Genomic DNA, 19,988 nt, shown 5'->3' with positions numbered 1-19,988 from the left:
CGACATGCCCGTTCCCGATCTATTTCTACAAGGTATTGACCGCGGCTGGCAGGTATTGGATGCCAGTGAATTCGACTCCGAGCAAACCTTTGAAGCCGATGTCATCATCATCGGCACCGGTGCCGGCGGAGGCACCAGCGCAGAGATTCTTGCCCAGGCCGGGCTGAAGGTGCTGCTGGTGGAAGAAGGCACTCTGAAAACCTCCAGTGATTTCAAGAACGACGAGGCCAAGGCCTATGCCGAGCTCTACCAGGAAGGCGCTGCACGCGCTACGGCTGACGGCGGTATCGGTATTCTGCAGGGCCGTACGGTAGGCGGTACCACCACGGTCAACTGGACCAGCAGCTTTCGCACCCCGGATCAGACCCTGGCCCACTGGGCCGATGTGCACGGCGTAAAGAACCTGGACTCGGGGAGTATGGCTCCCTGGTTTGCACGCATGGAGGAGCGCCTGGGCGTTGCGCCCTGGGCGGTGCCGGCCAATGCCAACAACGACGTGATTCGTGCTGGCTGCGAGAGCCTGGGCTGGCACTGGCAGGTGATTCCGCGCAACGTGCGCGGCTGCTGGAACCTCGGCTATTGCGGTACAGGTTGCCCGACCAATGCCAAGCAGTCGATGCTGGTGACCACCATACCTGCGGCGCTGGAAAAGGGGGCCACCCTGATCCATACGGCCCGGGCGGAAAAGCTGGTCTTCGAGGGTGACCTGATAACAGGTGTCCAGTGCCGCGCCATGAACGACCGGCTAACGCTCGCCAATGGCCAGGGCTTTACCCTGCGCGGCCGCCATGTGGTACTGGCTGGTGGTGCTATCAACAGTCCCGCACTGCTTATGCGCTCCGGCGCTCCCGACCCGCACGGCCGCCTGGGCAAGCGCACCTTTCTGCATCCGGTGAACTTCAACGTCGCCCAGTACGATAACGACATCAATGGTTTTTACGGGGCGCCACAGTCGATCTATTCGGATGAGTTCCAGTGGAGCAACGGCACCACCGGGCCGATCGGCTTCAAGCTCGAGGTACCGCCCATGCAGCCGAGTATTACTTCGGCGCTGCTCGGTGGTCATGGACAGACCAATTTCGAGCGCAACCAGAAGCTCGCGCAGAGCAACATTCTGATCGCGCTGATGCGTGACGGCTTCGATGAGCGCAGCCAGGGCGGCAGCGTGGCACTGCGCGATGATGGCAACCCGGTGCTTGACTACCCGCTTGATGATTATATCTGGGACGGCGCCCGCCGCGCCTGGCTTGCCATGGGCGAAATTCAGTTCGCCGCCGGGGCCAAGGCAGTGATGCCCGTACACAGCCAGGGACAGATGAGCCGCAACTGGACAGATTTCAAGCAGCAAGTGGAGGGCCTGAAATACGCTATCTATGACGTACGCCTGGCCAGTGCACACGTCATGGGCGGCTGCGCCATGGGTGAAGACCCGACCCGGGCGGTGACCGACAGTCTGGGACGCCACCACCAGATAGAGAATCTCTCGATATTTGACGGCTCACTTTTCCCCACCAGCATCGGCGCCAACCCGCAGCTATCGATCTATGGCCTGGTTTCCAGGCTGGCCAGCAGTCTGGCTACCCGGATGCAGAGCCCGACCTAGCCTATCGGAAGGGCTCCGGTTGGCCCTGGGGACAGCATTGGGCTACCATCGGCGCATCAATCACTGTTGCAGGATCAGTCGCAATGAACACGGTTCTTTATCCCGGCACTTTCGATCCCATCACCAAGGGGCACACCGACCTGGTGGAGCGCGCCGCACGCCTGTTCGACAAGGTGGTGGTGGCTGTTGCTGCCAGCACCAAGAAAAACCCCGCGTTCACGCTCGAAGAGCGAGTCAACATGGCCCGCGAGGTGCTTGCACACATTCCCAACGTGGAAGTGGTGGGTTTCTCCGAACTGCTAGCGCATTTCGTCAAGAAGGTGGATGCCAACGTGCTGTTACGTGGCCTGCGTGCGGTATCGGATTTCGAGTACGAATTTCAGCTTGCCAACATGAACCGGGTCCTGGCTCCAGATGTAGAAAGCCTGTTCCTGACGCCATCGGAGCAGTATTCTTATATCTCCTCCTCGCTGGTGCGTGAGATTGCCGCGCTGAACGGGGACGTCACCAAGTTTGTGCACCCGTCCGTCAACGCAGCGCTGATCAAGCGCTACCACGAATAGACCGCCGGGTTTTTCACGCGGAGCTCCCGATACATGTCCCTGATCATCACCGACGATTGCATCAATTGCGACGTTTGCGAACCCGAATGCCCCAACAATGCGATCTCCCAAGGTGAAGAGATCTATGTAATCGATCCCAACCTGTGCACCGAGTGTGTAGGGCATTTTGACGAGCCCCAATGTCAGCAGGTCTGTCCGGTAGATTGCATCCCACTTGACCCGGAACACGTCGAGAGCCAGGAAGAGCTGTTGGAGAAATACCACATACTGACAGGCCAATAAGCCCATGCAATACAGACTGCGCCGACCCCGCCTGGCGGCCATCCCCCTGCTGTTATGCATTCTGCTTGGCAGTACCTTGCCTGCCCACGCAGCCCTGGAAGAACAGGCCGTAGCCAGCGCCCACCCGATGGCCACCGCAGCCGGCCACCAGATCCTCGATCAGGGCGGTAATGCTTTTGACGCCGCCGTCGCGGTTGCCGCTACTCTGGGCGTAGTGGAGCCGTACAGTTCGGGGCTCGGCGGCGGTGTTTTCTTTCTGCTCCGCAAGAATGCCCAGCCTGGGGCCGAATATGCCTTCCTGGATGCCCGCGAGACTGCGCCGCTGACCGCTGGTCGCGATTTCTACCGTGACAGTGCGGGCGAGGTACAACGGGATCCGGCCATCAATGGACCGCGGGCTGCGGGTATACCGGGCCTGCCAGCCGCGCTGGTTGTGCTTAGCGTACAGTACGGCAATCTACCCCTGCACAAGAGTCTACAACCAGCTATTGACGCCGCAGAGCAAGGTTTTGCCGTTACCAGCCGGTATCGGGCCCTGGGCAGCTTCCGGCTCGAAGCCATGCGCGCCGACGCAGAAACCGCCCGGTTGTTTCTACGCGACGGCGAGCTGCCCGCCGAGGGCACTGTCATCCGCCAACCGGAGCTGGCCATCACCCTGAGGCAACTGGCGACCCAGGGCCGTGCCGGCTTCTACCAGGGCCCGGTAGCCAACCATCTGCTGGATGCGGTGCGGGACGCTGGCGGCGCCTGGCAACAGGCCGATCTGGATGCTTACCGGGTAGTTACCCGTCAACCAGTGCGGTTTTCCAGCCATGGCCACGAGATAATCAGCGCGCCATTACCCTCAGCCGGGGGCATTGCCCTGGCGGGAATGCTGCAGGGCCTGGAAGCACTGCCAAAGGCGCAGCCTGGCACTAGCGCATGGACCCACCAACTGGTGGAATTGATGCGCCGGGTCTACCGCGACCGCCTGCTGCTGGGTGATAGCGACTTCGTCACGCCTCCAGTGCAACAGCTGCTATCCGTGGAACATGCCCGCAACATGGCCGCCGATATAGACCCTGCCCGCGCCACGCCCAGCGCCGAACTCGGCCCTCTGACTCCCTTCAACGAAGGCAATAACACCACTCATTTTTCATTGATCGACCGACAAGGCAACGCAGTGTCGGCGACACTCAGTATCAACCTGCCCTTCGGCGCCGCCTTCACCGTACCGGGGACCGGCGTATTGCTGAATAACGAAATGGACGACTTCGCTGCCGACCCCGAGGGCGTTAACGCCTACGGCCTGGCCGGCAGCGTGGCCAACGCAATCGCTCCGGGTAAGCGTCCCCTGTCAAGTATGACGCCAACCATGCTGGAAAACAGCCAGCAGCTGGCGGTACTTGGCACGCCTGGCGGCAGCCGCATCATTACCATGGTGCTACTGGGTGCGCTGGAGGCAATCGAGGGCCAGACGCCTGACGCCTGGGTGAGCCGCCCGCGCTTCCATCACCAGTATCTGCCTGACCACATCCAGGTTGAAGATGCTGCCTTGGATGCAGGACAGCGTGCCGAGCTGGAAGCCATGGGGCACCAGATCAAGCCCGTCGGCCGGGATTACGGGGACATGCATGCGGTGCGCTGGGACAAGACCAATGGCACCTTGAGTGCTGCCAGTGATCCCCGGGGTGTCGGTCAGGCACAGATCCAGACTGTACCTGAGGCGGAGTTCAAGTCAGAGCCTCAGCCCGCAGTCATGACAGAGTAAAGGTCGGTTCTATTCGGCCACCCGGCTCACCCAGGGCCTCACCGGTGGATGCCAACGGCTTCTCGGCCAATATGACATGTGCGCGATACAGATGACGGCGGATACGTAGCACGGCATGGAGGTCGTTAAGCAGTGACGTCGCCTGCCAGCCGTCCAGTTCCCGGTTACGCAGATGCCTTTGCACCTCCTGCTGATAGTGCTCGGCAAAAAACGCTTCCTCTTCCTCGTAATGCTCGAACACATCAGTCTGCGCCTCGCGGTCGCCGCGCATGTCCAGCAACCGGGCAAGTTCGACGATCGCCAGGCCACATTGTTCGCGCAACATGTCGTAGGACTGGTGAATGGCAGGTTGCTGGCTGTCGACCTGCTTGCGCAGGTTCCGTTGCAGATAGTTTGCTGCTTTTACTGCCTCGATCAACTCGCGGGCGGCGGCATTGTCATCCAGCAGCAACTGCTGCTGCTCAGGCTGCAGTGACTGGTCGATACGGCTACTGAAGTCGATGATGTCCGCGTATACACCCTTGACGTGCCGCTCGTACAACGCCTCTGCATCCTCCCGTCGCTCTAGGGGCACCTTGCGCAACACCATCCGGTGCAACATCTCTCGGGACAGATCCTGCAAACCGCCCGGCGGCAGATACACCGCCGCAGCTACGACCTGACGGGCAAGTGCAGCGAGGTTACGCACCTCCTGATCCAGCACCTTGAGTGCCGTATCGGCATGCAGCAGCGCGCTGTCATTGAGAAACTGGGCACGCATCCGTGGCTGCTCGCTGAGGGTCGCAGACCCGGTCACGGTATCCCCTACCGCAGGCTGATCCGGCAGCCAGCGCATCAGGTACTTCACCAGGAGCGGGATCCACGGCAACATGATCAACAGTCCCAGCACGTTGAACAGGGTGTGGAATAATGCCAGCTTCAGGGTATGGGCCTCGGCCGCAATGCCCAGAAGATCCGCGGTCCAGTCGACCGATCTGACCAATGTGGGGAGGATTGCCAGGGCCACCACTGCGGTGATCAGATTGAACAGGATATGCGCAGCAGCCAGCCGGCGGCCGGCATTGTTGCTACCCACGGCGCCGATAACCGCGGTGACCGTGGTGCCCAGGTTGGCACCCACCGCCATCGCCAGTGCGTTGCCATACAGCAACTGACCACTGGCCAGCGCAGCCAACGTCAACATCAGCGCCGCATGGCTGGACTGCATGAGTACCGTAGCCAACAGGCCGATAAAGGCATAAATCAGCACGCCAACCCAGCCGGATACGGACAAACCGTCCAGGCTCAGCAGACCCTCGAAGCCGACAAATCCCGCCTTCATCAGGTCAATACCCAGAAAAAGCAGGCCCATACCCAGCAGTAACTGGCCTAGCCCCTTCCACAGACTCTCGGCACGGCGACCAAGCAGGACGCCGAATACCAACAGGGGCATTGCCGCTACGGACAGGTCGACCTTCAGGCCCACAAGGGCAATCAGCCAGGCGCCCGTTGTGGTTCCCAGGTTGGCACCAAAAATAATACCTATGCCTGCCACCAAGCTGATCATGCCGGCGCTCAGGAAGGCCATCGTGAGGAGAGTAACCAGTGAGCTGGATTGCACCAGGGCCGTGCTGGCCACACCAAATAGCAGACTTTTCCACAGGCGATTGGTACTACGCTTCAACCAGCGCTCAAGCGCGCCACCGGTAAAAGCCCGGAAACCATCCTGCAGGTGGAACATGCCAAGCATGAACAGGGCTATGCCGGCCGCCAGGGTGGCCAGGTCTGATTTCCAGACAAACAATACGACAAGCGCCAGCAGAAGCACTGGCACCCAGAGGGGTTTGAACATGTTGCGCATCAGCCTACTACTCGTAAAAAGGCTGCGGGCTGCGATCGTGCGTCAGCGACCCACGACCAGAACAATCAGCGGTTTTCGTCGGCGTGCGTGCGACCGTAACCGCTCTTGGTGCAACCCAGGCAGCGAACAAATGTTGCCTCGCCCGGCCGAACAACCAGTTCGCGACCGGCTTCTGCGGTATTCCCTGCGAGCAGGGTGAATGGCAAACTGACCACAAAAGCAGCCGCACCGATTGCGGTAACGCCAGCCAGCAGGGGCCGAGCAATAATCAGGTCACCGACCATTGCATAGTAACCCGGCTTTTCGGTGTATCCGATCTTTCCGGTTTGAGTGGGTTCGGCAGCGTGCGCAGCGGCGCTGAGCAGCAGACCAGCCATCAAGGCTGTGGAGTGACGTAACAGGCGCATAATTAAGATCCCTGGTTGTGGCCCGGCAGGCCCTTGGTCTTGTTGAGCTATCCGTCCCGGACAGCCTTCACGCTTCATTGTAGGCGTAATCGCTCAATCGGGAAATCGGGCGCAGGGTTTATGCACCCTCCGTTGCACGAGAGCTCCATGACAGTAAGCCAGAACCGGTCGTCAAGCACAATACATGGGCCTTGGCAGCCCCCTGGACCGGACTCAGCGCTGACATTGGCGGCAGAAAACCGAACTGCGTTGCCCCAGCCGGGTTTCCGACAGAGTATTGCCACATACCTTGCACAGTTCGCCGCCCCGACCATAGACGAACAGTTCCTGCTGAAAGTATCCGGGCTGGCCGTCGCCGCCGGTAAAGTCGCGCAGGGTCGTCCCCCCGCGCTCGATTGCGTAGCCCAGGATACGGCGGATCTCGATTGCCAGGCGCAGGTAGCGGGCACGGCTGATTCGCCCGGCCTCGCGCCGGGGATCAATACCCGCTGCAAACAGGGCCTCGCTGGCGTAAATATTACCGACGCCAACCACCACCGCGTTATCCATGATGAATGGCTTGACCGCAATGCTCTTGCCCCGTGAGCACTGATAGAGGCGTTCGCCATCGAACAGATCCGATAAGGGCTCCGGACCCAGCTTCGACAGTAGAGGATGAACCTCCCCTGACCTGATCCAGAGCATGGCGCCAAAACGTCGGGGGTCGGTGTAACGCAGGGCCAGGCCTGAATCCAGTTCGATATCCACATGCTCATGCTTGAGTGGCGGCGTTCCGACAGGTACCAGGCGTAGATTGCCCGACATACCCAGGTGGCTGATCACGCTGCCACCACCGATATCCATCAGCAGGTACTTGGCGCGGCGGCGGATCTGGCTGAAGGTCTGGCCCTCGATCTGGATCGCCAGGTCCTCCGGGATCGGCCAGCGCAAACGGCGCTCGCGCACTACAAGTCGGGTGACAGTGCGGCCCTCGAGATGTGGAGCAATACCCCGGCGGGTGGTTTCTACTTCAGGTAGTTCCGGCATTTTGGGGCCCGTGTAAAAATGATGCGTGACGACATGTTGAGCATTAGTCCGTGTGGGACGCCGGTCAGCAGTCTCGCTTTGCTGACACGCTGTCCCATCCCTGGGCGCTCGGCGTCGCCCATCCATGGGCTCCGACGGTACAGCAAAGCGAGACTGCTGACCGGCGCCTTATATCTCTGCGCCAGCTGAACCCGCCCTCTTGAACCTTTGGGCGCTCGGCTTGCCGCTTGAAGCTTGCGGCTTGCGGCTCTGCTAGCTATGCCACCAGTAGGTGCCGAACAGCAAGAGCAACAGCAGCGGCATCACGCTGGCGACGAAGCGACCGTTCCAGCCGAAGGCGACGCGAAACGGCGTTTCGCCACTGTAGCGCGCCAGGATCAGTGTCGACGGCCCGAATGGCGAACAGATCATCGCCAGGGAGAAACCGCACATCAGACCCACCGCTGGCGTCATGATAGGCACGCCCAGCAGGGCCAGCTGGGATAGCAGGCCGGCAATCAGGGACAAGGAGACGATCGGCGCCACACCGATCACCGCCAGGGTGATGGTGCTGAACAGACTGACCACCGCCAGCAGCAGATTGTATTTGGGCTCGGCCGCCAACCAGGCGGCAATCTCTTCCAGCGGGGCAATCGCGCCAAGGGCGCCGCCGAGCAGGGCAGCACAGCCGAAAATAAACATCTCGTTGTGCATGCTCGACATGTTGTCAGCGATCTCATCCAGCGCCTGCCTGGGTGACCGATCACGCCAGAGCAGATACAGGGTCACGCCAACAGGGACCAGCAGCATGGCTGACTGCGGCGCGCTGAGCACCGTCTGCCAAGCCAGCAAGCCGATCAGCATCAACCCCAGCAAGCTGCCGCCAAGCAACCCCCACATGCCCTCGGCCCGAGTGCTGTCGCCGATGTCGTCGCGCAATGCCAGGAGCCCGCGGGTTTCGCGACGCCAACCGACCAGGATCATCATTACCGCAGCGACGGCGCCGTAGGGCACCATGGCGCTCCAGGACAGCGAAGGCATTTCCCTGGAAATAATCGCGATGGTCACACTGGTCGGCGCCAGCAGCGGCACCAGGGCAAAACCCCGCAGGGTGGTAACCATAACGCTGCGCAAGCCTTCACGGCGTTGCAGATCGGTTAGCGGATAACGGCGCAGGTGCGTGGCCAGGGTCCCGCATAGCAGATTCATCATGCCGAAATTGAGGATCGAACCAATGCTGCCAGCCGTCAGTACATAGCGCGGATAGAGCACCACCTTGGAACCCGACAATAGCGCCTTGTGCAACTCACTGAGTTGCGGCAAGCGCTTGGCCAGCAGTTGCATCAGACCCAGGGCACCGAGAAAACTCGTGTAGTAGGCAGCGGAACTGGCCAGCTTCGGCCATAGCGACGCATCCGTCCGGGGGCTCAATACGGTCGCAACCAGCACCGCGAGGGTAACGATACCCAACCAGCGCGGATACGGATTGAGCCGCCGGAAATGCAGCATGAAGTAGCCAAGGAACGCCAATGCCGCCAGCCAGCTGAGCCACGCGACCTGACTGAGCAATGCGCCCAGCTCCAGAGCAACGCCCAAGGGAAGCAGCACGACGGTCATTTTAGCCATGGGCATGAGTGTCACCAGACAGTGTTCACGGCAGATCCTTGCGGAAGGCGCCCTTCTTGAATACACCTTCGCCAAAGCCGAGCAGAGTGTCGTTATCGTCGAGCAGGTCGCAGGAGGCCATGAAGATCTTGTGGCCGCCGCTGCGCCGAGTGGCTACCGCCCGAATCCGGGTGCCCAGAGCAGCAGTTGCCGAGAAGTTCACGTTCATCGACAGGGTAATGGCCACTCGACGCTCATCGGCAGTCGGCGCCCAGGTGCCGCACAACCCCATGGCAATATCGAGCAGACTGGCAGTGACGCCGCCATGCAGATTACTGGCGTTGTTAAGATGCTTGGCGGTCAGCGTCAGACCGACGACCGCACGGCCCTCGGAATATTCGAGCAGTTCACAGCCCAGGTCCTGGAAAAAACCGGTTACGGATTGGGCTACTGCCTGGCGATGGTCGGGGTTCACGGCTAGGTCACCTTTTATTCACTACACTGATGCAGATCTTGGCATTGGAGTCGGCTGCAGAGTATGCCACAGCTCCGCCGTCGACGAACTTGCGCTCGCTCGGCGCAGGATTTAATCTCGCACGGTTATGAACGAAATACTGTTTCGCACAGCGGAACAAGAATAACCGAGGAGGCACTGCATGTTCAATCGAATTGGCGTGATCGGCGCGGGCGCCATGGGCCGCGGCATAGCTCAGCTGTTTGCCAGCAGCGGTCAGCAGGTACTGATCTATGACACACGGTCAGAAGCCATCGACGATGCGATCGATTTCAATCGCAACCTGCTCAAGCGCTCTGTCGCCAAGGGCAAACTCAGCGAGGCTGATTTCGACGCGACCATGCAGCGGATGCAGCCGGCAGCCGAACTCGAAGCGCTGAAAGATTGCGACCTGGTGATCGAGGCGATCGTCGAGCTGCTTGAGGTCAAACAGAAGCTGTTCGACCAGCTCGAGGCTCTGGTGGGCGATGAGTGCGTGCTGGCCACCAACACCTCGTCCCTGTCCGTGACCCGGATTGCCAGCAGCTGCCAGCGGCCGCAGCGGGTAGCCGGTTTTCACTTCTTCAACCCTGTTCCGCTGATGAAGATTGTCGAAGTGGTGCGTGGTGAACGCACTGACGAGACGGTCGTACAAGGCCTGGTGGCACTGGCCGAAGCGGCCGGGCACTTTGCCGCCATCACCCCTGACACCCCCGGCTTTCTGGTCAACCATGCGGGCCGCGCGTTCGGCACCGAAGCGCTGCGCATGCTCAGTGAGGGCGTCGCCACGCCAGCGCAGATCGACCGCATCCTGCGCGACGGCCCCGGTTTCCGCATGGGTCCCTTCGAGCTGTTCGACCTAACCGGCCTGGATGTCTCCCACGCGGTGATGGAGTCGGTGTATGAGCAGTTCTACCACGATCCGCGTTATACCCCCTCGTTCATTGCGGCCCAGCGCGTGGCCGCGGGCCTGCTTGGCCGCAAGACCGGCCAGGGGTTCTACCGCTATGAAGACGGCCAGAAGATAGAGCCGCAGGAGAGCACGCCGGACACCGTGATGATCAACCGGCCATTCTGGCTGCAGACCGAAGACGACGCACTGCGTGCCAAGGTGGCCAGCGCGCTCGACGCCGCCGGCGCCACGCTGGAGGACGGCGCACAACCCTCGGCCCAAGCCATTTGCCTGATCACACCCCTGGGCGAAGACTGCACCGCGGCGCTCACTCGCCTGCAGCTGCCAGCCAATCGCACCCTCGCGCTGGACAGCCTGGCCAATTGGGACAAACGCCGCACACTGATGCGTCAACCCGCCGCCGACGCCGCTCTGGTCGCCCAGGCACGCCAGGCGCTAGCGGCTGATGGCGTACCGGTGGAGGTCATCAACGACTCTCCAGGCTTCGTGATTCAGCGGCTGATCGCCGGCGTGGTCAACCTGGGTAGTGAGATCGCCCAGAAAGGCATCGCCACACCCGAGACGCTGGACCGCGCGATCCAGTTGGCCCTCGGTTACCCCAAGGGCCCACTGGCCTTTGGCGAGCACTATGGTAAAGAAACCATACTCAGCATCTTGAACAACATGCAGCAGACCTACGGTGAGCCGCGCTACCGCCCCAGCCCCTGGCTGCGTCGCCGCGTGCAGCTCGATCTGCCGCTCACCACACCCGACTTCCAGGAGTAATTGCAGATGACTGCCTATATCTATGATGGTTTGCGTTCACCCTTCGGCCGCCACGCTGGCGCTCTGGCCAGCGTACGGCCGGATGACCTGCTCGCCGAAGTGATGCGTGCGCTGATCGCGCGCAACCCCTTTGACCAGCGTGAATATGAAGACGTCGTCATGGGCTGCACCAACCAGGCCGGTGAAGACGCGCGCAATATCGCTCGCCACGCCGCCCTGCTGGCTGGCCTGCCACAGGAAGTACCGGGCCTCACGGTCAACCGCCTGTGCGGCTCCGGCCTGGCAGCAGTGCTGGACGCCCACCGCATGGTCCGCGCCGGCGAAGGCGAGCTGATCATCGCCGGGGGCGCGGAGAGCATGAGTCGCGCGCCCTTCGTGATCGCCAAGAGCGAAAGCCCCTACTCGCGGGAATTCCGCGCGTTCGACAGCACCATTGGCGCGCGTTTCCCCAATCCGAAGGTGGAGAAGGAATACGGCTGCGACACCATGCCCGAAACTGCTGACAACGTCGCCGAAAAACTGGGTATCACCCGCGAGGAAGCGGACACCTACGCTGCGCGCAGCCAGGCGCTGTACGAGCAGGCCCGCGCTGACGGCTTTTTTGCCGAAGAGATCCACCCGATCGAAGTCTCCCAGGGCCGCAAGAAGCCAGCCAAGCTGGTCGATCAGGATGAGCACCCCCGCCCGCAGAGCGATATGGAAGCTCTGGGCAAGCTGCGTCCATTGTTCGAAGGCGGCGTGGTCACCGCCGGTAACGCCTCGGGCGTAAACGATGGCGCCGCCGCCCTGCTGATTGGTAACGAAGAGATCGGCAAGAAGTACGACATCAAGCCCCGGGCGCGCATCCTCAGCGGAGCGGTAGCCGGTGTTGAACCGCGTTTGATGGGCGTCGGTCCGGTTGAAGCATGCAAGAAGGCACTGGCCCGCGCCGGCCTCACCCTGGACGACATGGATGTGATCGAGATCAACGAGGCCTTTGCTTCACAGGTGCTCGGCTGCGCGAAGATGCTCGGCCTGGATTTCAATGATCCGCGCCTGAACCCCAACGGCGGCGCCATCGCCGTGGGCCACCCGCTGGGGGCGTCGGGCGCGCGCCTGACTCTCACTGCACTGCGCCAGCTGGAACGTACCGGCAAGCGCTATGCACTGGTCAGTCTGTGTATCGGTCTCGGCCAGGGAGTTGCCGCCGTCATCGAGCGGGTCTGAACACGGCATCATGATCGCCCCGGCCTGGCCCAGGCTCAGCTGCCTGGCGCCAGGGGCGATCACCGCTCGCTTGCCGGAGCGAGCTCCGCACGACTATACCTGGGTATGGCTTGCGCAGAGTTCTGCTAAGGTATGTCTGCGTTAAAGCCTGAATTCACCTTGGAAACAATTGATGCAAGTATCGTCCAATCCCTTTGAATGGCTGGGAGAAGCCTTAGGCACGCTGGTGCGCTTTGTTGTCGACAGCCTGGCCTGGGTCTTTCAGATCCTGAGCGGAGCAAGCACCGCTTTTGTTAACGGCTTTTCCCGAGCTCTGGGGGTCGACAGCAATGTATTTACCGTTGTGGCTGTCATTATCGGGCTGCTGTTGATCTACGCCGGCGTGCGCTCCCTTATCAACCGGCGCTTTTTCGGGGCGGTAATCTGGCTACTGCTGGGCCTGTGGCTGCTCAGCGCCCTGATCAACTGAGACCGGTTTTGTCTGGACCACTCAATCGCTGATAATCAAGGAGTACAGTATGGGTTTCGCATTTTCCAACGACATGCAACTGACCAGCAGCGCCTTCAGCAACGATGGTGCTATCCCTGCTCGTTTCACCGGCGAGGGAGAAGATGTTTCTCCTGCGCTGAGCTGGACCAATCCGCCCGAGGGCACCAAGGGCTATGCTGTTATCTGCCATGACCCGGATGCACCACTGATCTCGGCCAATGGCACCTATGGTTTCGTCCACTGGACGCTGTACAACATCCCCGGCTCGGTAACCAAACTGTCCGAAGGCACCGGTGAGTTTACCCAGGGCAAGAACAACTTTGGCAAGACCGGTTACAACGGACCGATGCCGCCCGAAGGCCACGGCCAACACAAATATTATTTCTGGGTCATTGCTCTGGACAAGGAACTGGATCTGCCTGCCAACCTCAGCCTCTGGGACCTGCTGGCCAAAGTCGAGCCCCACGCCCTGGCCATGAATCGTCTGATTGGCACCTACCAGCGCGGTTGATCTCGCCCGTTTATCCAAGTGAGGGCACGGTGTCATGCCGTGCCCTTCTGTCCGTCAACGCAGTTCGGAAACCCCGATGACTACCCCCACTTCCCATGCCCTTGATCAGGCGATCAGCCTGCAGATGACTGCGCCAAACCGTTTTGGCGGTCATTGCGATGAAACCTACCTGAACATGGTCGGCCCGTTTGGCGGCATGACCGCTGCGACCTTGCTGAACGCAGCTCTGCTGCACCCCGAGCGACTCGGAGACCCGGTTTCCCTGACCGTCAACTTCGCTGGCCCAGTAGGCCTGGGTGATTTCGAGATCGAAGCCACTCCCCTGCGAACCAACCGCTCCACTCAGCACTGGCTGCTATTGTTGCGCCAGAACGGCGAAGTGATGACCAGCGCAACTGCGTTTTTTGCCAGCCGCCGCGAAACCTGGTCGGAGCAGGCCGCGGAATGCCCACCAGCGCCGGCGGTGGATGAGCTACCGCGCATGGAGCGCAACGAGCGCGCCTGGTTCAGGCATTACGATATGCGTTACATAAGCGGGATGTTCAAACCGGGCGAGGCTGAAGAAACACACGACAGCCTGCTATGGGTGCGTGATGAACCACCCAGGCCACTGGATTTCGCTGCCTTGACGGCCATTGGTGACATCTTCGCACCGCGTATCTTCAGCCGGCGCCAGCGTTTCACCCCCGCAGGTACCGTGTGCATGACGCACTATTTTCATGCCAGCCTGGATGACCTGCAGCGCACCGGTAGTGACTTTCTGCTCGGACAGGCTGGCGCCAGCCGCTATCACCACAACTACGCCGACCAGATCGCCCATCTTTGGGCAGCCGACGGCACCCTGCTGCTCACCAGCACGCAGGTGGCCTACTTCAAGGAATAGGCAAGGAGTGTCCAGGGAATAGCAATGCCTTGCCACCCACAGGGGTGGCAAGTCCGTCGTTATTCAGGCCTGGAGCCAGGGCAGTACTGCGGCGCGCAACGGCGCATTCAACAGGAGGCGGGTTTCGCGATAGGCCTGGCGCGGCAGAGCTGCCAACCGCTGCAATTGTTCCCGGGCGCAGGCGATAACCTGCTCCGGCGGCTGCAGTGCATCGTAGAAACCGGCCGCCTGAGCCTGCTCCGGATTCAGCCCCTGCGCCTGCAAAGCGCAACGTGACAGCCATTGCGGCGTTACCCGGTCTCGGGCTATGGCCATGGCTGCCCGGGGCATGGTCATGCCAATCGCCACCTCATTCAGCGCCACGCGCCAGTCACCAGCAGCTCCTACCCGGTAGTCAGCCAGTAACAGCATGAAAGCGGCCTTGGCCATGGCGTGGCCGCTACTGGCCGCGACCAGTGGTGCGGGATAATCCAGCATGGCCAGGGTCAGGCGATCACCTGCAGCGCGCATGGCGTCACAGGCCGAGCCGCCTGCCTGGATCAATTTGCGATCATATCCGCCACTGAAGCAGCCAGGCCTGCCGGTGATCAACAGCGCAGCATCTCCGTCGGCCGCTTTGGCGATAGCCTCGAGCAACGCGTCCAGCATGGCCTCGGACAAGGCGTTTACCTTGCCGTCATCCAGCGTGATTTCGGCCAGTCCATCACTCATATTGAACGTCAGCCACTCACTCATGCTGCACCCGCCGCCGCGCGTGCTTCATCGCGCAGTACCCGACGCAGCAGCTTGCCGACTGTCGACTTGGGCAAGTCATCGCGGATCTCAACGGTGCTGGGGACCTTGTATCCGGTCAGGTGCTCGCGGCAATGGGCGATGATCGCGTCCTTATCCAGGGCAGGATCATTGAGACTGACAAAGAGTTTGATTGCTTCGCCCTTCTTCTCGTCCGGGATGCCTACAGCCACACACTCGCGGATTCCCGGATGCACCATCACTGCATCTTCAACCTCGTTGGGGTACACGTTGAAGCCGGAGACCAGAATCATGTCCTTCTTGCGATCGACCAGCTTGAGAAAGCCCTCCTCGTCTATTACGCCCACGTCTCCAGTCTTGAGCCAGCCGTCATCGGTAATGCTTTCGGCCGTGGCCTCCGGGCGCTGCCAGTAACCCTGCATCACCTGCGGGCCACGGATCAGCAGCTCACCGGGTTCACCACGCGGTGTTTCATTGCCGGCGTCATCCACTGTGCGCATTTCGGTATCGATGACCGCACGCCCGATGAAACCTTCCTTGTAAGGGGTGAACGCGGTGGAAGCGACCACCACCGGCGAGGTTTCCGTCAGGCCGTAGCCTTCGCGCACCACGCTGCCAGTGCGGGCTTGCCAACGCTTGGCGATCTCGGTATTCAGCGGCGCACCGCCGGAGTTGACCCATTTGAGATGGCTGAAATCGATATTATCGAACTCCGGATGGGCCATCAGCGAAACGAACAGCGAGTTGATTCCGGTCAGCAGGGTTATCCGGTGCCGTTTGAGATCGGCCATCATGCTGTCGAGATCCCGCGGATTGGTAATCAGCACGCTGTGGAACCCAGTCGCAACCGAGGCAATGCAGTTCGCGGTGAAAGCGAAGATATGATAAAGCGGCAGCGGAGAGACCCGCACTTCGTTGCCATATTCCACGTCGCCCGGACGAATGATATTGGTCGCCTGGAGTACATTACTGAGGATGTTTCGGTGCGACAGCATGGCGCCCTTGGATACGCCGGTTGTGCCCCCGGTGTACTGCAGCAGCGCCAGATCATCCAGATCACGCTCGGGTTTGACTGCGGGCAACTTCTCGCCCTCGCGCAGGGCCTGCATGAAGCGCACCTCGTCATCCTCGGCACAGGAGTACTCGGGATTGGCAAAATCATCCAGACTGGTGACGATCAGTAGCTCTATTCCGGTCTCACCCTGAATCTTGCGGACCAGAGGGACCAGCTTGTCGAGCACCACGACCGCCTTTGCGCCTGAGTCGGCAAACTGATGACGGGTTTCGTAGGGCGTGTATTGCGGATTGGTGTTGACGATGACCAACCCTGCCTTCAGCGCGCCGAAAATGGTAATCGTATATTGCAGCAGGTTGGGCAACTGGATGGCCAGACGGTCGCCTGGCTCAAGCCCGGCCGGACCCCGCACATAGCGGGCAAAGGCATCGGCGCGCTTTTCCAGCTCATTGAAGCTGAGCGTATCAGCCCCGCAGGAGAAAGCCGGCTTGTCGCCGTAATCCTGGCAGGCCTTGGCCAGGACATCACTGAGATTGGTGTGCCCCAACTGGGCCAACTGGTCGCCAACGGTGGAATGAACGGGTGTCGACATGAAAACCTCTTATTTGAATCGTTATTTTGCACAGCGAAATACAATACCAAAAAGATGCTATTCTATCCCCTTTTGCTGTGCAATCATTGGGACGCAGGTAAACTGATACCGCCAGGCAGAACCGGAACAAACCGGCTGCGTCACAATAAAAACAGAACAAAGCCGCTCCACGTCACCACAGAAGGTTGGTCATGGATGCAGGCTGCGCTTTAGCAAGGTAACCGGCATGAACGACGACCTCAGTACTCTCAGTGAAACCACACCGGCCAAGGATCGCAAGTTTGTCGAGGCGCTATCGCGCGGGCTCGATGTGTTGCGGGCCTTCAGCCAGGGCACGGTAGTCATGGGTAATCAGGATATCGCCCGGATCACCGGTCTGCCCAAACCTACCGTCTCACGCATGACCTATACCCTGACCAAACTGGGTTATCTGAGTTATTCGCCGCAACTGGAAAAATACCAGCTCGACTCCGGCGTACTCGCACTGGGCTACGCCTACGTTTCCAACCTCCGTGTTCGCCAGTTGGCCAAGCCCTACATGGATGAGTTCGCGCGCTCGACCAATACCTCCGTGGGCCTGACCTGCCGCGACCGGTTGTCGATGATCTACGTGGAAAACTGCCGACCTGCGGAAACGACGTCATTGCGCATGGATGTGGGCGTGCGCCTGCCGCTGGGCACCACGGCCGCTGGCCGCGCCTATCTGGCCGCGATGAAGGAAGAAGAGCGCAGCCACGTGATCGCCGCCCTGGCCGCCCGCAGCCCGGACACCTGGCCAGAGACGGCAGCGCGACTGGAAAAGGCCTTCGAGGACTATGCACGCCACGGGTTTTGTCTATCTTTGGGGGACTGGGACCGCAACGTTAATGCCGCGGGTGTGCCACTGCATTTGCAGGACGGCACCCTGATGGCACTGACCTGCGGAGCTCCTTCGTATCTGGTTTCCGAAGAGAAGGTGCAGAACCAGCTGGCCCATCAGCTTGCCATGCTGGCACGTGATATCGAGCGCCTGGGCGTTTAGCCTTTCCCATCACGCTGAGTGATCGGGCCGCATTTCATCCGTACGGGGCATCGACAACCGCTTTATTTTTTTGTATTTTGCCTGGCGGAATACAATTTCATTATTTCGCATAGCGAAACTGGGGTGAAACACCCTTCAGAACTGTTTTAGTCATCACAACAGACGGAGAACGAGCATGTCGGACGTGGTCACACTGGAACGACAGGGCGCCATAGCGGTTGTCCGAGTCAATAATCCTCCGGTCAACGCACTGGGTATTGCGGTACGCGAAGGTCTGCAGAATAGCTTCCAGGCCGCCGAAGCCGATCCCGAAGTAAAAGCCATTGTGCTGGTCTGCGAAGGCTCGACCTTCATGGCCGGTGCCGACATCAAGGAGTTTGGCAAGCCGCCTAAATCCCCAGGTCTGCCTGAAGTGGTGAACGGCATCGAGGCCGGCAACAAGCCGAGCGTCGCGGTCATCCATGGCACAGCCCTGGGCGGTGGTCTGGAAGTCGCCGTCAGTTGCCACTACCGCATTGCGCTGAAAAGCGCCAAGGTCGGCCTGCCGGAAGTCAAACTCGGTCTGCTGCCTGGCGCGGGTGGCACCCAGCGTCTGCCACGCCTGGTCGGTGTACAGAAAGCCCTCGACATGATTGTCAGCGGCAACCCGATTGGCGCAACCGAAGCACAGGAACTGGGCGTTATCGACGAGCTGATCGAGGGTGACCTGACTGCTGCCGGCATCGCCTACGCGCAAAGGCTCATCGATGAGGGCAAGGGTGCCCGCCGCACTGGCGAGCGCACCGACAAACTGGATGGCGTCGATAACGCTGCCCTGGTTGAAGCCAAGCGCGCCGAAATCGAAAAGAAGATGCCCGGCCTGTTTTCTCCCCAGCGCTGCATCTCCGCTGTCGAAGCGTCCTTCACGTTGCCATTGGAGCAGGGCCTAAAGCGCGAGCGCGAGCTTTTTGCCGAGTGCCTGGTATCACCCCAGCGTGGTGCCCTGGTGCATGCGTTCTTCACCGAGCGCCTGGCGTCCAAGATTGACGATCTACCCAAGGACACCCCGACCCGCGAAATTAACGCCGCAGGCGTCATCGGTGGCGGCACCATGGGTGTCGGCATCGCCATGTGTTTTGCCAACGCGGGCATCCCGGTCAAGATCCTGGAAATCAGCGAAGACGCCAAGTCCAAGGCCATGCAGCGCTGCCGTGACACTTACATGATGAGCGTCAAGCGCGGCAGCCTGACCGAAGACGCCATGAACAAGCGCCTGGCCCTGATCGAAGGCGTGATCGATTACGCCGATCTGTCCAGCGTGGATCTGGTGGTCGAGGCCGTGTTCGAAGACATGGGCGTCAAGCAGAAGGTGTTCGAGGCTCTGGACAAGCACTGCAAGCCCGGCGCGATTCTGGCCAGCAACACCTCTTCACTTGATCTGAACCAGATTGCTGAATTCACCCAGCGTCCCCAGGACGTGGTGGGTCTGCATTTCTTCAGCCCAGCCAATGTGATGCGTCTGCTTGAAGTGGTGCGCGGCGAAAAAACCGCCAAGGACGTTCTGGCGACCGCCATGGCGATCGGCAAGAAGCTGAAGAAAGTCGCGGTGCCGGTCGGCGTCTGTGATGGCTTTGTCGGCAACCGCATGGTCTTCCAGTACGGTCGCGAAGCGGAATTCCTGCTCGAGGAAGGCGCCACACCGGCCCAGGTCGACGGCGCGTTGCGCAAGTTCGGCATGGCCATGGGGCCCTTCGCCATGCGTGACCTGTCCGGCCTGGATATCGGCCTGAGCATCCGCACCCGCCAGCGCGAAACTCTGCCGGCCGAGTACACCTTGCCAACGATCCTTGATCGCATGGCCGAGGCGGGTATGCTGGGTCAGAAGACCGGCCGCGGTTTTTATCTGTATGAAGCGGGCTCGCGTACGCCGCTTGATAACCCTGCCTTGCCAGCTATTCTCGAGGCTGCCTCGAAAGAACAGGGCGTGGAACGCCGCCAACTGTCCGACGAGTACATTCTCGAGCGCACTCTGTTTGCATTGATCAACGAGGGCGCCAAGATCCTCGAGGAAGGTATTGCCCAGCGCGCCAGCGACATCGACGTCATTTACATCAATGGTTACGGCTTCCCTGCACATCAGGGCGGTCCGATGTTCTATGCTGACAGCCTTGGGTTGGATCAGGTATATGCCCGGATCAGCGCTTTCCACAAGGAACATGGCGCCTGGTGGAAACCAGCTCCATTGCTGGAGAAGCTTGCCAGAGAAGGACGCAAGTTCGCCGACCTCTGACAGCTGTTATTTAATGACCTGG

At 60.7% G+C, this 19,988-nt stretch carries 18 protein-coding genes; 11 read left to right on the top strand and 7 right to left on the bottom strand.

Annotated elements, in window-relative coordinates; genetic code table 11:
- The first annotated feature begins 4 nt into the window (after positions 1–4).
- From IEV54_RS06805 to ggt, 4 genes are all read left to right on the top strand, one after another.
- The gene (locus IEV54_RS06805; RefSeq protein ID WP_150276570.1) at positions 5–1,603 is read left to right on the top strand and encodes a GMC family oxidoreductase; all 1,599 of its coding nucleotides are present in this window, start codon (positions 5–7) and stop codon (positions 1,601–1,603) included.
- An 83-nt stretch (positions 1,604–1,686) separates the two neighbouring features.
- A complete protein-coding gene (coaD, locus tag IEV54_RS06800; RefSeq protein ID WP_150276569.1) occupies positions 1,687–2,166 on the top strand; it encodes a pantetheine-phosphate adenylyltransferase in 480 nt (159 codons plus the stop codon).
- 33 nt (positions 2,167–2,199) lie between these two features.
- Positions 2,200–2,448 (top strand): YfhL family 4Fe-4S dicluster ferredoxin, encoded by a 249-nt coding sequence (locus IEV54_RS06795; protein ID WP_150276568.1) that lies wholly within the window; start codon positions 2,200–2,202, stop codon positions 2,446–2,448.
- Positions 2,449–2,452: 4 nt separating this feature from the next.
- Complete coding sequence (gene ggt / locus IEV54_RS06790) at positions 2,453–4,198, top strand: gamma-glutamyltransferase (RefSeq protein ID WP_150276567.1); 1,746 nt, start codon at positions 2,453–2,455, stop codon at positions 4,196–4,198.
- On the opposite strand, the gene IEV54_RS06785 is transcribed toward ggt, so the two are convergent.
- The 5 genes from IEV54_RS06785 to IEV54_RS06765 form a co-directional block, all read right to left on the bottom strand.
- On the bottom strand, positions 4,185–6,029 hold the full coding sequence (locus IEV54_RS06785; RefSeq protein WP_188434350.1) for a Na/Pi cotransporter family protein: 1,845 nt from the start codon (positions 6,027–6,029) through the stop codon (positions 4,185–4,187). The two genes, ggt and IEV54_RS06785, sit on opposite strands and share 14 nt — an antisense overlap.
- 74 nt (positions 6,030–6,103) lie before the next feature.
- Entirely contained in the window at positions 6,104–6,445 is a 342-nt protein-coding gene (locus IEV54_RS06780; RefSeq protein ID WP_150276565.1) for a multidrug transporter, read from the bottom strand.
- Positions 6,446–6,658: 213 nt separating this feature from the next.
- Positions 6,659–7,471 carry a bifunctional DNA-formamidopyrimidine glycosylase/DNA-(apurinic or apyrimidinic site) lyase gene (gene mutM, locus IEV54_RS06775; RefSeq protein WP_150276564.1) on the bottom strand — a complete coding sequence of 271 codons (813 nt, stop codon included), beginning with the start codon at positions 7,469–7,471 and terminating at the stop codon, positions 6,659–6,661.
- A 252-nt stretch (positions 7,472–7,723) separates the two neighbouring features.
- On the bottom strand, positions 7,724–9,082 hold the full coding sequence (locus IEV54_RS06770) for a hypothetical protein (protein ID WP_223825361.1): 1,359 nt from the start codon (positions 9,080–9,082) through the stop codon (positions 7,724–7,726).
- Positions 9,083–9,101: 19 nt separating this feature from the next.
- Positions 9,102–9,530 carry a PaaI family thioesterase gene (locus tag IEV54_RS06765; RefSeq protein WP_150276563.1) on the bottom strand — a complete coding sequence of 143 codons (429 nt, stop codon included), beginning with the start codon at positions 9,528–9,530 and terminating at the stop codon, positions 9,102–9,104.
- Positions 9,531–9,711: 181 nt separating this feature from the next.
- Between IEV54_RS06765 and IEV54_RS06760 the strand changes: the two genes are divergently transcribed.
- The 5 genes from IEV54_RS06760 to IEV54_RS06740 all read left to right on the top strand — a co-directional run bounded on the left by IEV54_RS06760 (position 9,712) and on the right by IEV54_RS06740 (position 14,316).
- Positions 9,712–11,226 (top strand): 3-hydroxyacyl-CoA dehydrogenase, encoded by a 1,515-nt coding sequence (locus IEV54_RS06760; RefSeq protein ID WP_150276562.1) that lies wholly within the window; start codon positions 9,712–9,714, stop codon positions 11,224–11,226.
- Between the two features lie 6 nt (positions 11,227–11,232).
- Positions 11,233–12,432, top strand: a complete 1,200-nt coding sequence (locus tag IEV54_RS06755; protein ID WP_150276561.1) for a 3-oxoadipyl-CoA thiolase — start codon at positions 11,233–11,235, stop codon at positions 12,430–12,432.
- A 172-nt stretch (positions 12,433–12,604) separates the two neighbouring features.
- Entirely contained in the window at positions 12,605–12,901 is a 297-nt protein-coding gene (locus IEV54_RS06750; protein ID WP_150276560.1) for a hypothetical protein, read from the top strand.
- Between the two features lie 49 nt (positions 12,902–12,950).
- Complete coding sequence (locus IEV54_RS06745; protein WP_150276559.1) at positions 12,951–13,433, top strand: YbhB/YbcL family Raf kinase inhibitor-like protein; 483 nt, start codon at positions 12,951–12,953, stop codon at positions 13,431–13,433.
- Positions 13,434–13,509: 76 nt separating this feature from the next.
- Entirely contained in the window at positions 13,510–14,316 is an 807-nt protein-coding gene (locus tag IEV54_RS06740) for an acyl-CoA thioesterase (protein ID WP_150276558.1), read from the top strand.
- A gap of 63 nt (positions 14,317–14,379) precedes the next feature.
- Here IEV54_RS06740 and IEV54_RS06735 read toward each other — a convergent pair whose 3' ends face one another.
- Positions 14,380–15,051 carry a crotonase/enoyl-CoA hydratase family protein gene (locus tag IEV54_RS06735; RefSeq protein WP_150276557.1) on the bottom strand — a complete coding sequence of 224 codons (672 nt, stop codon included), beginning with the start codon at positions 15,049–15,051 and terminating at the stop codon, positions 14,380–14,382.
- Positions 15,048–16,676 (bottom strand): AMP-binding protein, encoded by a 1,629-nt coding sequence (locus IEV54_RS06730; RefSeq protein ID WP_150276556.1) that lies wholly within the window; start codon positions 16,674–16,676, stop codon positions 15,048–15,050. The genes IEV54_RS06735 and IEV54_RS06730 overlap by 4 nt, the downstream gene beginning before the upstream one ends.
- Before the next feature lie 226 nt (positions 16,677–16,902).
- Between IEV54_RS06730 and IEV54_RS06725 the strand changes: the two genes are divergently transcribed.
- Both IEV54_RS06725 and IEV54_RS06720 read left to right on the top strand, forming a co-directional pair.
- Positions 16,903–17,697: an IclR family transcriptional regulator gene (locus tag IEV54_RS06725; protein WP_150276555.1), complete on the top strand. Its 795-nt coding sequence runs from the start codon at positions 16,903–16,905 to the stop codon at positions 17,695–17,697.
- Between the two features lie 175 nt (positions 17,698–17,872).
- Positions 17,873–19,966, top strand: coding sequence for a 3-hydroxyacyl-CoA dehydrogenase NAD-binding domain-containing protein (locus tag IEV54_RS06720; protein WP_150276554.1), 2,094 nt, complete (start codon positions 17,873–17,875; stop codon positions 19,964–19,966).
- Positions 19,967–19,988 lie beyond the last annotated feature (22 nt).

The organism is Halopseudomonas salina, from assembly GCF_014637955.1.
GTDB lineage: Bacteria > Pseudomonadota > Gammaproteobacteria > Pseudomonadales > Pseudomonadaceae > Halopseudomonas > Halopseudomonas salina.
This window is presented reverse-complemented; position numbering and strand designations above follow the sequence as displayed.

Bases quoted from the DNA above. Each gene is read 5' to 3' on its own strand.
- IEV54_RS06805 (WP_150276570.1), top strand. From the start codon at position 5: ATGCCCGTTCCCGATCTATTTCTACAAGGTATTGACCGCGGCTGGCAG.
- coaD (WP_150276569.1), top strand. From the start codon at position 1,687: ATGAACACGGTTCTTTATCCCGGCACTTTCGATCCCATCACCAAGGGG.
- IEV54_RS06795 (WP_150276568.1), top strand. From the start codon at position 2,200: ATGTCCCTGATCATCACCGACGATTGCATCAATTGCGACGTTTGCGAA.
- ggt (WP_150276567.1), top strand. From the start codon at position 2,453: ATGCAATACAGACTGCGCCGACCCCGCCTGGCGGCCATCCCCCTGCTG.
- IEV54_RS06785 (WP_188434350.1), bottom strand. From the start codon at position 6,029: ATGTTCAAACCCCTCTGGGTGCCAGTGCTTCTGCTGGCGCTTGTCGTA.
- IEV54_RS06780 (WP_150276565.1), bottom strand. From the start codon at position 6,445: ATGCGCCTGTTACGTCACTCCACAGCCTTGATGGCTGGTCTGCTGCTC.
- mutM (WP_150276564.1), bottom strand. From the start codon at position 7,471: ATGCCGGAACTACCTGAAGTAGAAACCACCCGCCGGGGTATTGCTCCA.
- IEV54_RS06770 (WP_223825361.1), bottom strand. From the start codon at position 9,082: ATGCCCATGGCTAAAATGACCGTCGTGCTGCTTCCCTTGGGCGTTGCT.
- IEV54_RS06760 (WP_150276562.1), top strand. From the start codon at position 9,712: ATGTTCAATCGAATTGGCGTGATCGGCGCGGGCGCCATGGGCCGCGGC.
- IEV54_RS06755 (WP_150276561.1), top strand. From the start codon at position 11,233: ATGACTGCCTATATCTATGATGGTTTGCGTTCACCCTTCGGCCGCCAC.
- IEV54_RS06750 (WP_150276560.1), top strand. From the start codon at position 12,605: ATGCAAGTATCGTCCAATCCCTTTGAATGGCTGGGAGAAGCCTTAGGC.
- IEV54_RS06745 (WP_150276559.1), top strand. From the start codon at position 12,951: ATGGGTTTCGCATTTTCCAACGACATGCAACTGACCAGCAGCGCCTTC.
- IEV54_RS06740 (WP_150276558.1), top strand. From the start codon at position 13,510: ATGACTACCCCCACTTCCCATGCCCTTGATCAGGCGATCAGCCTGCAG.
- IEV54_RS06735 (WP_150276557.1), bottom strand. From the start codon at position 15,051: ATGAGTGAGTGGCTGACGTTCAATATGAGTGATGGACTGGCCGAAATC.
- IEV54_RS06730 (WP_150276556.1), bottom strand. From the start codon at position 16,676: ATGTCGACACCCGTTCATTCCACCGTTGGCGACCAGTTGGCCCAGTTG.
- IEV54_RS06725 (WP_150276555.1), top strand. From the start codon at position 16,903: ATGAACGACGACCTCAGTACTCTCAGTGAAACCACACCGGCCAAGGAT.
- IEV54_RS06720 (WP_150276554.1), top strand. From the start codon at position 17,873: ATGTCGGACGTGGTCACACTGGAACGACAGGGCGCCATAGCGGTTGTC.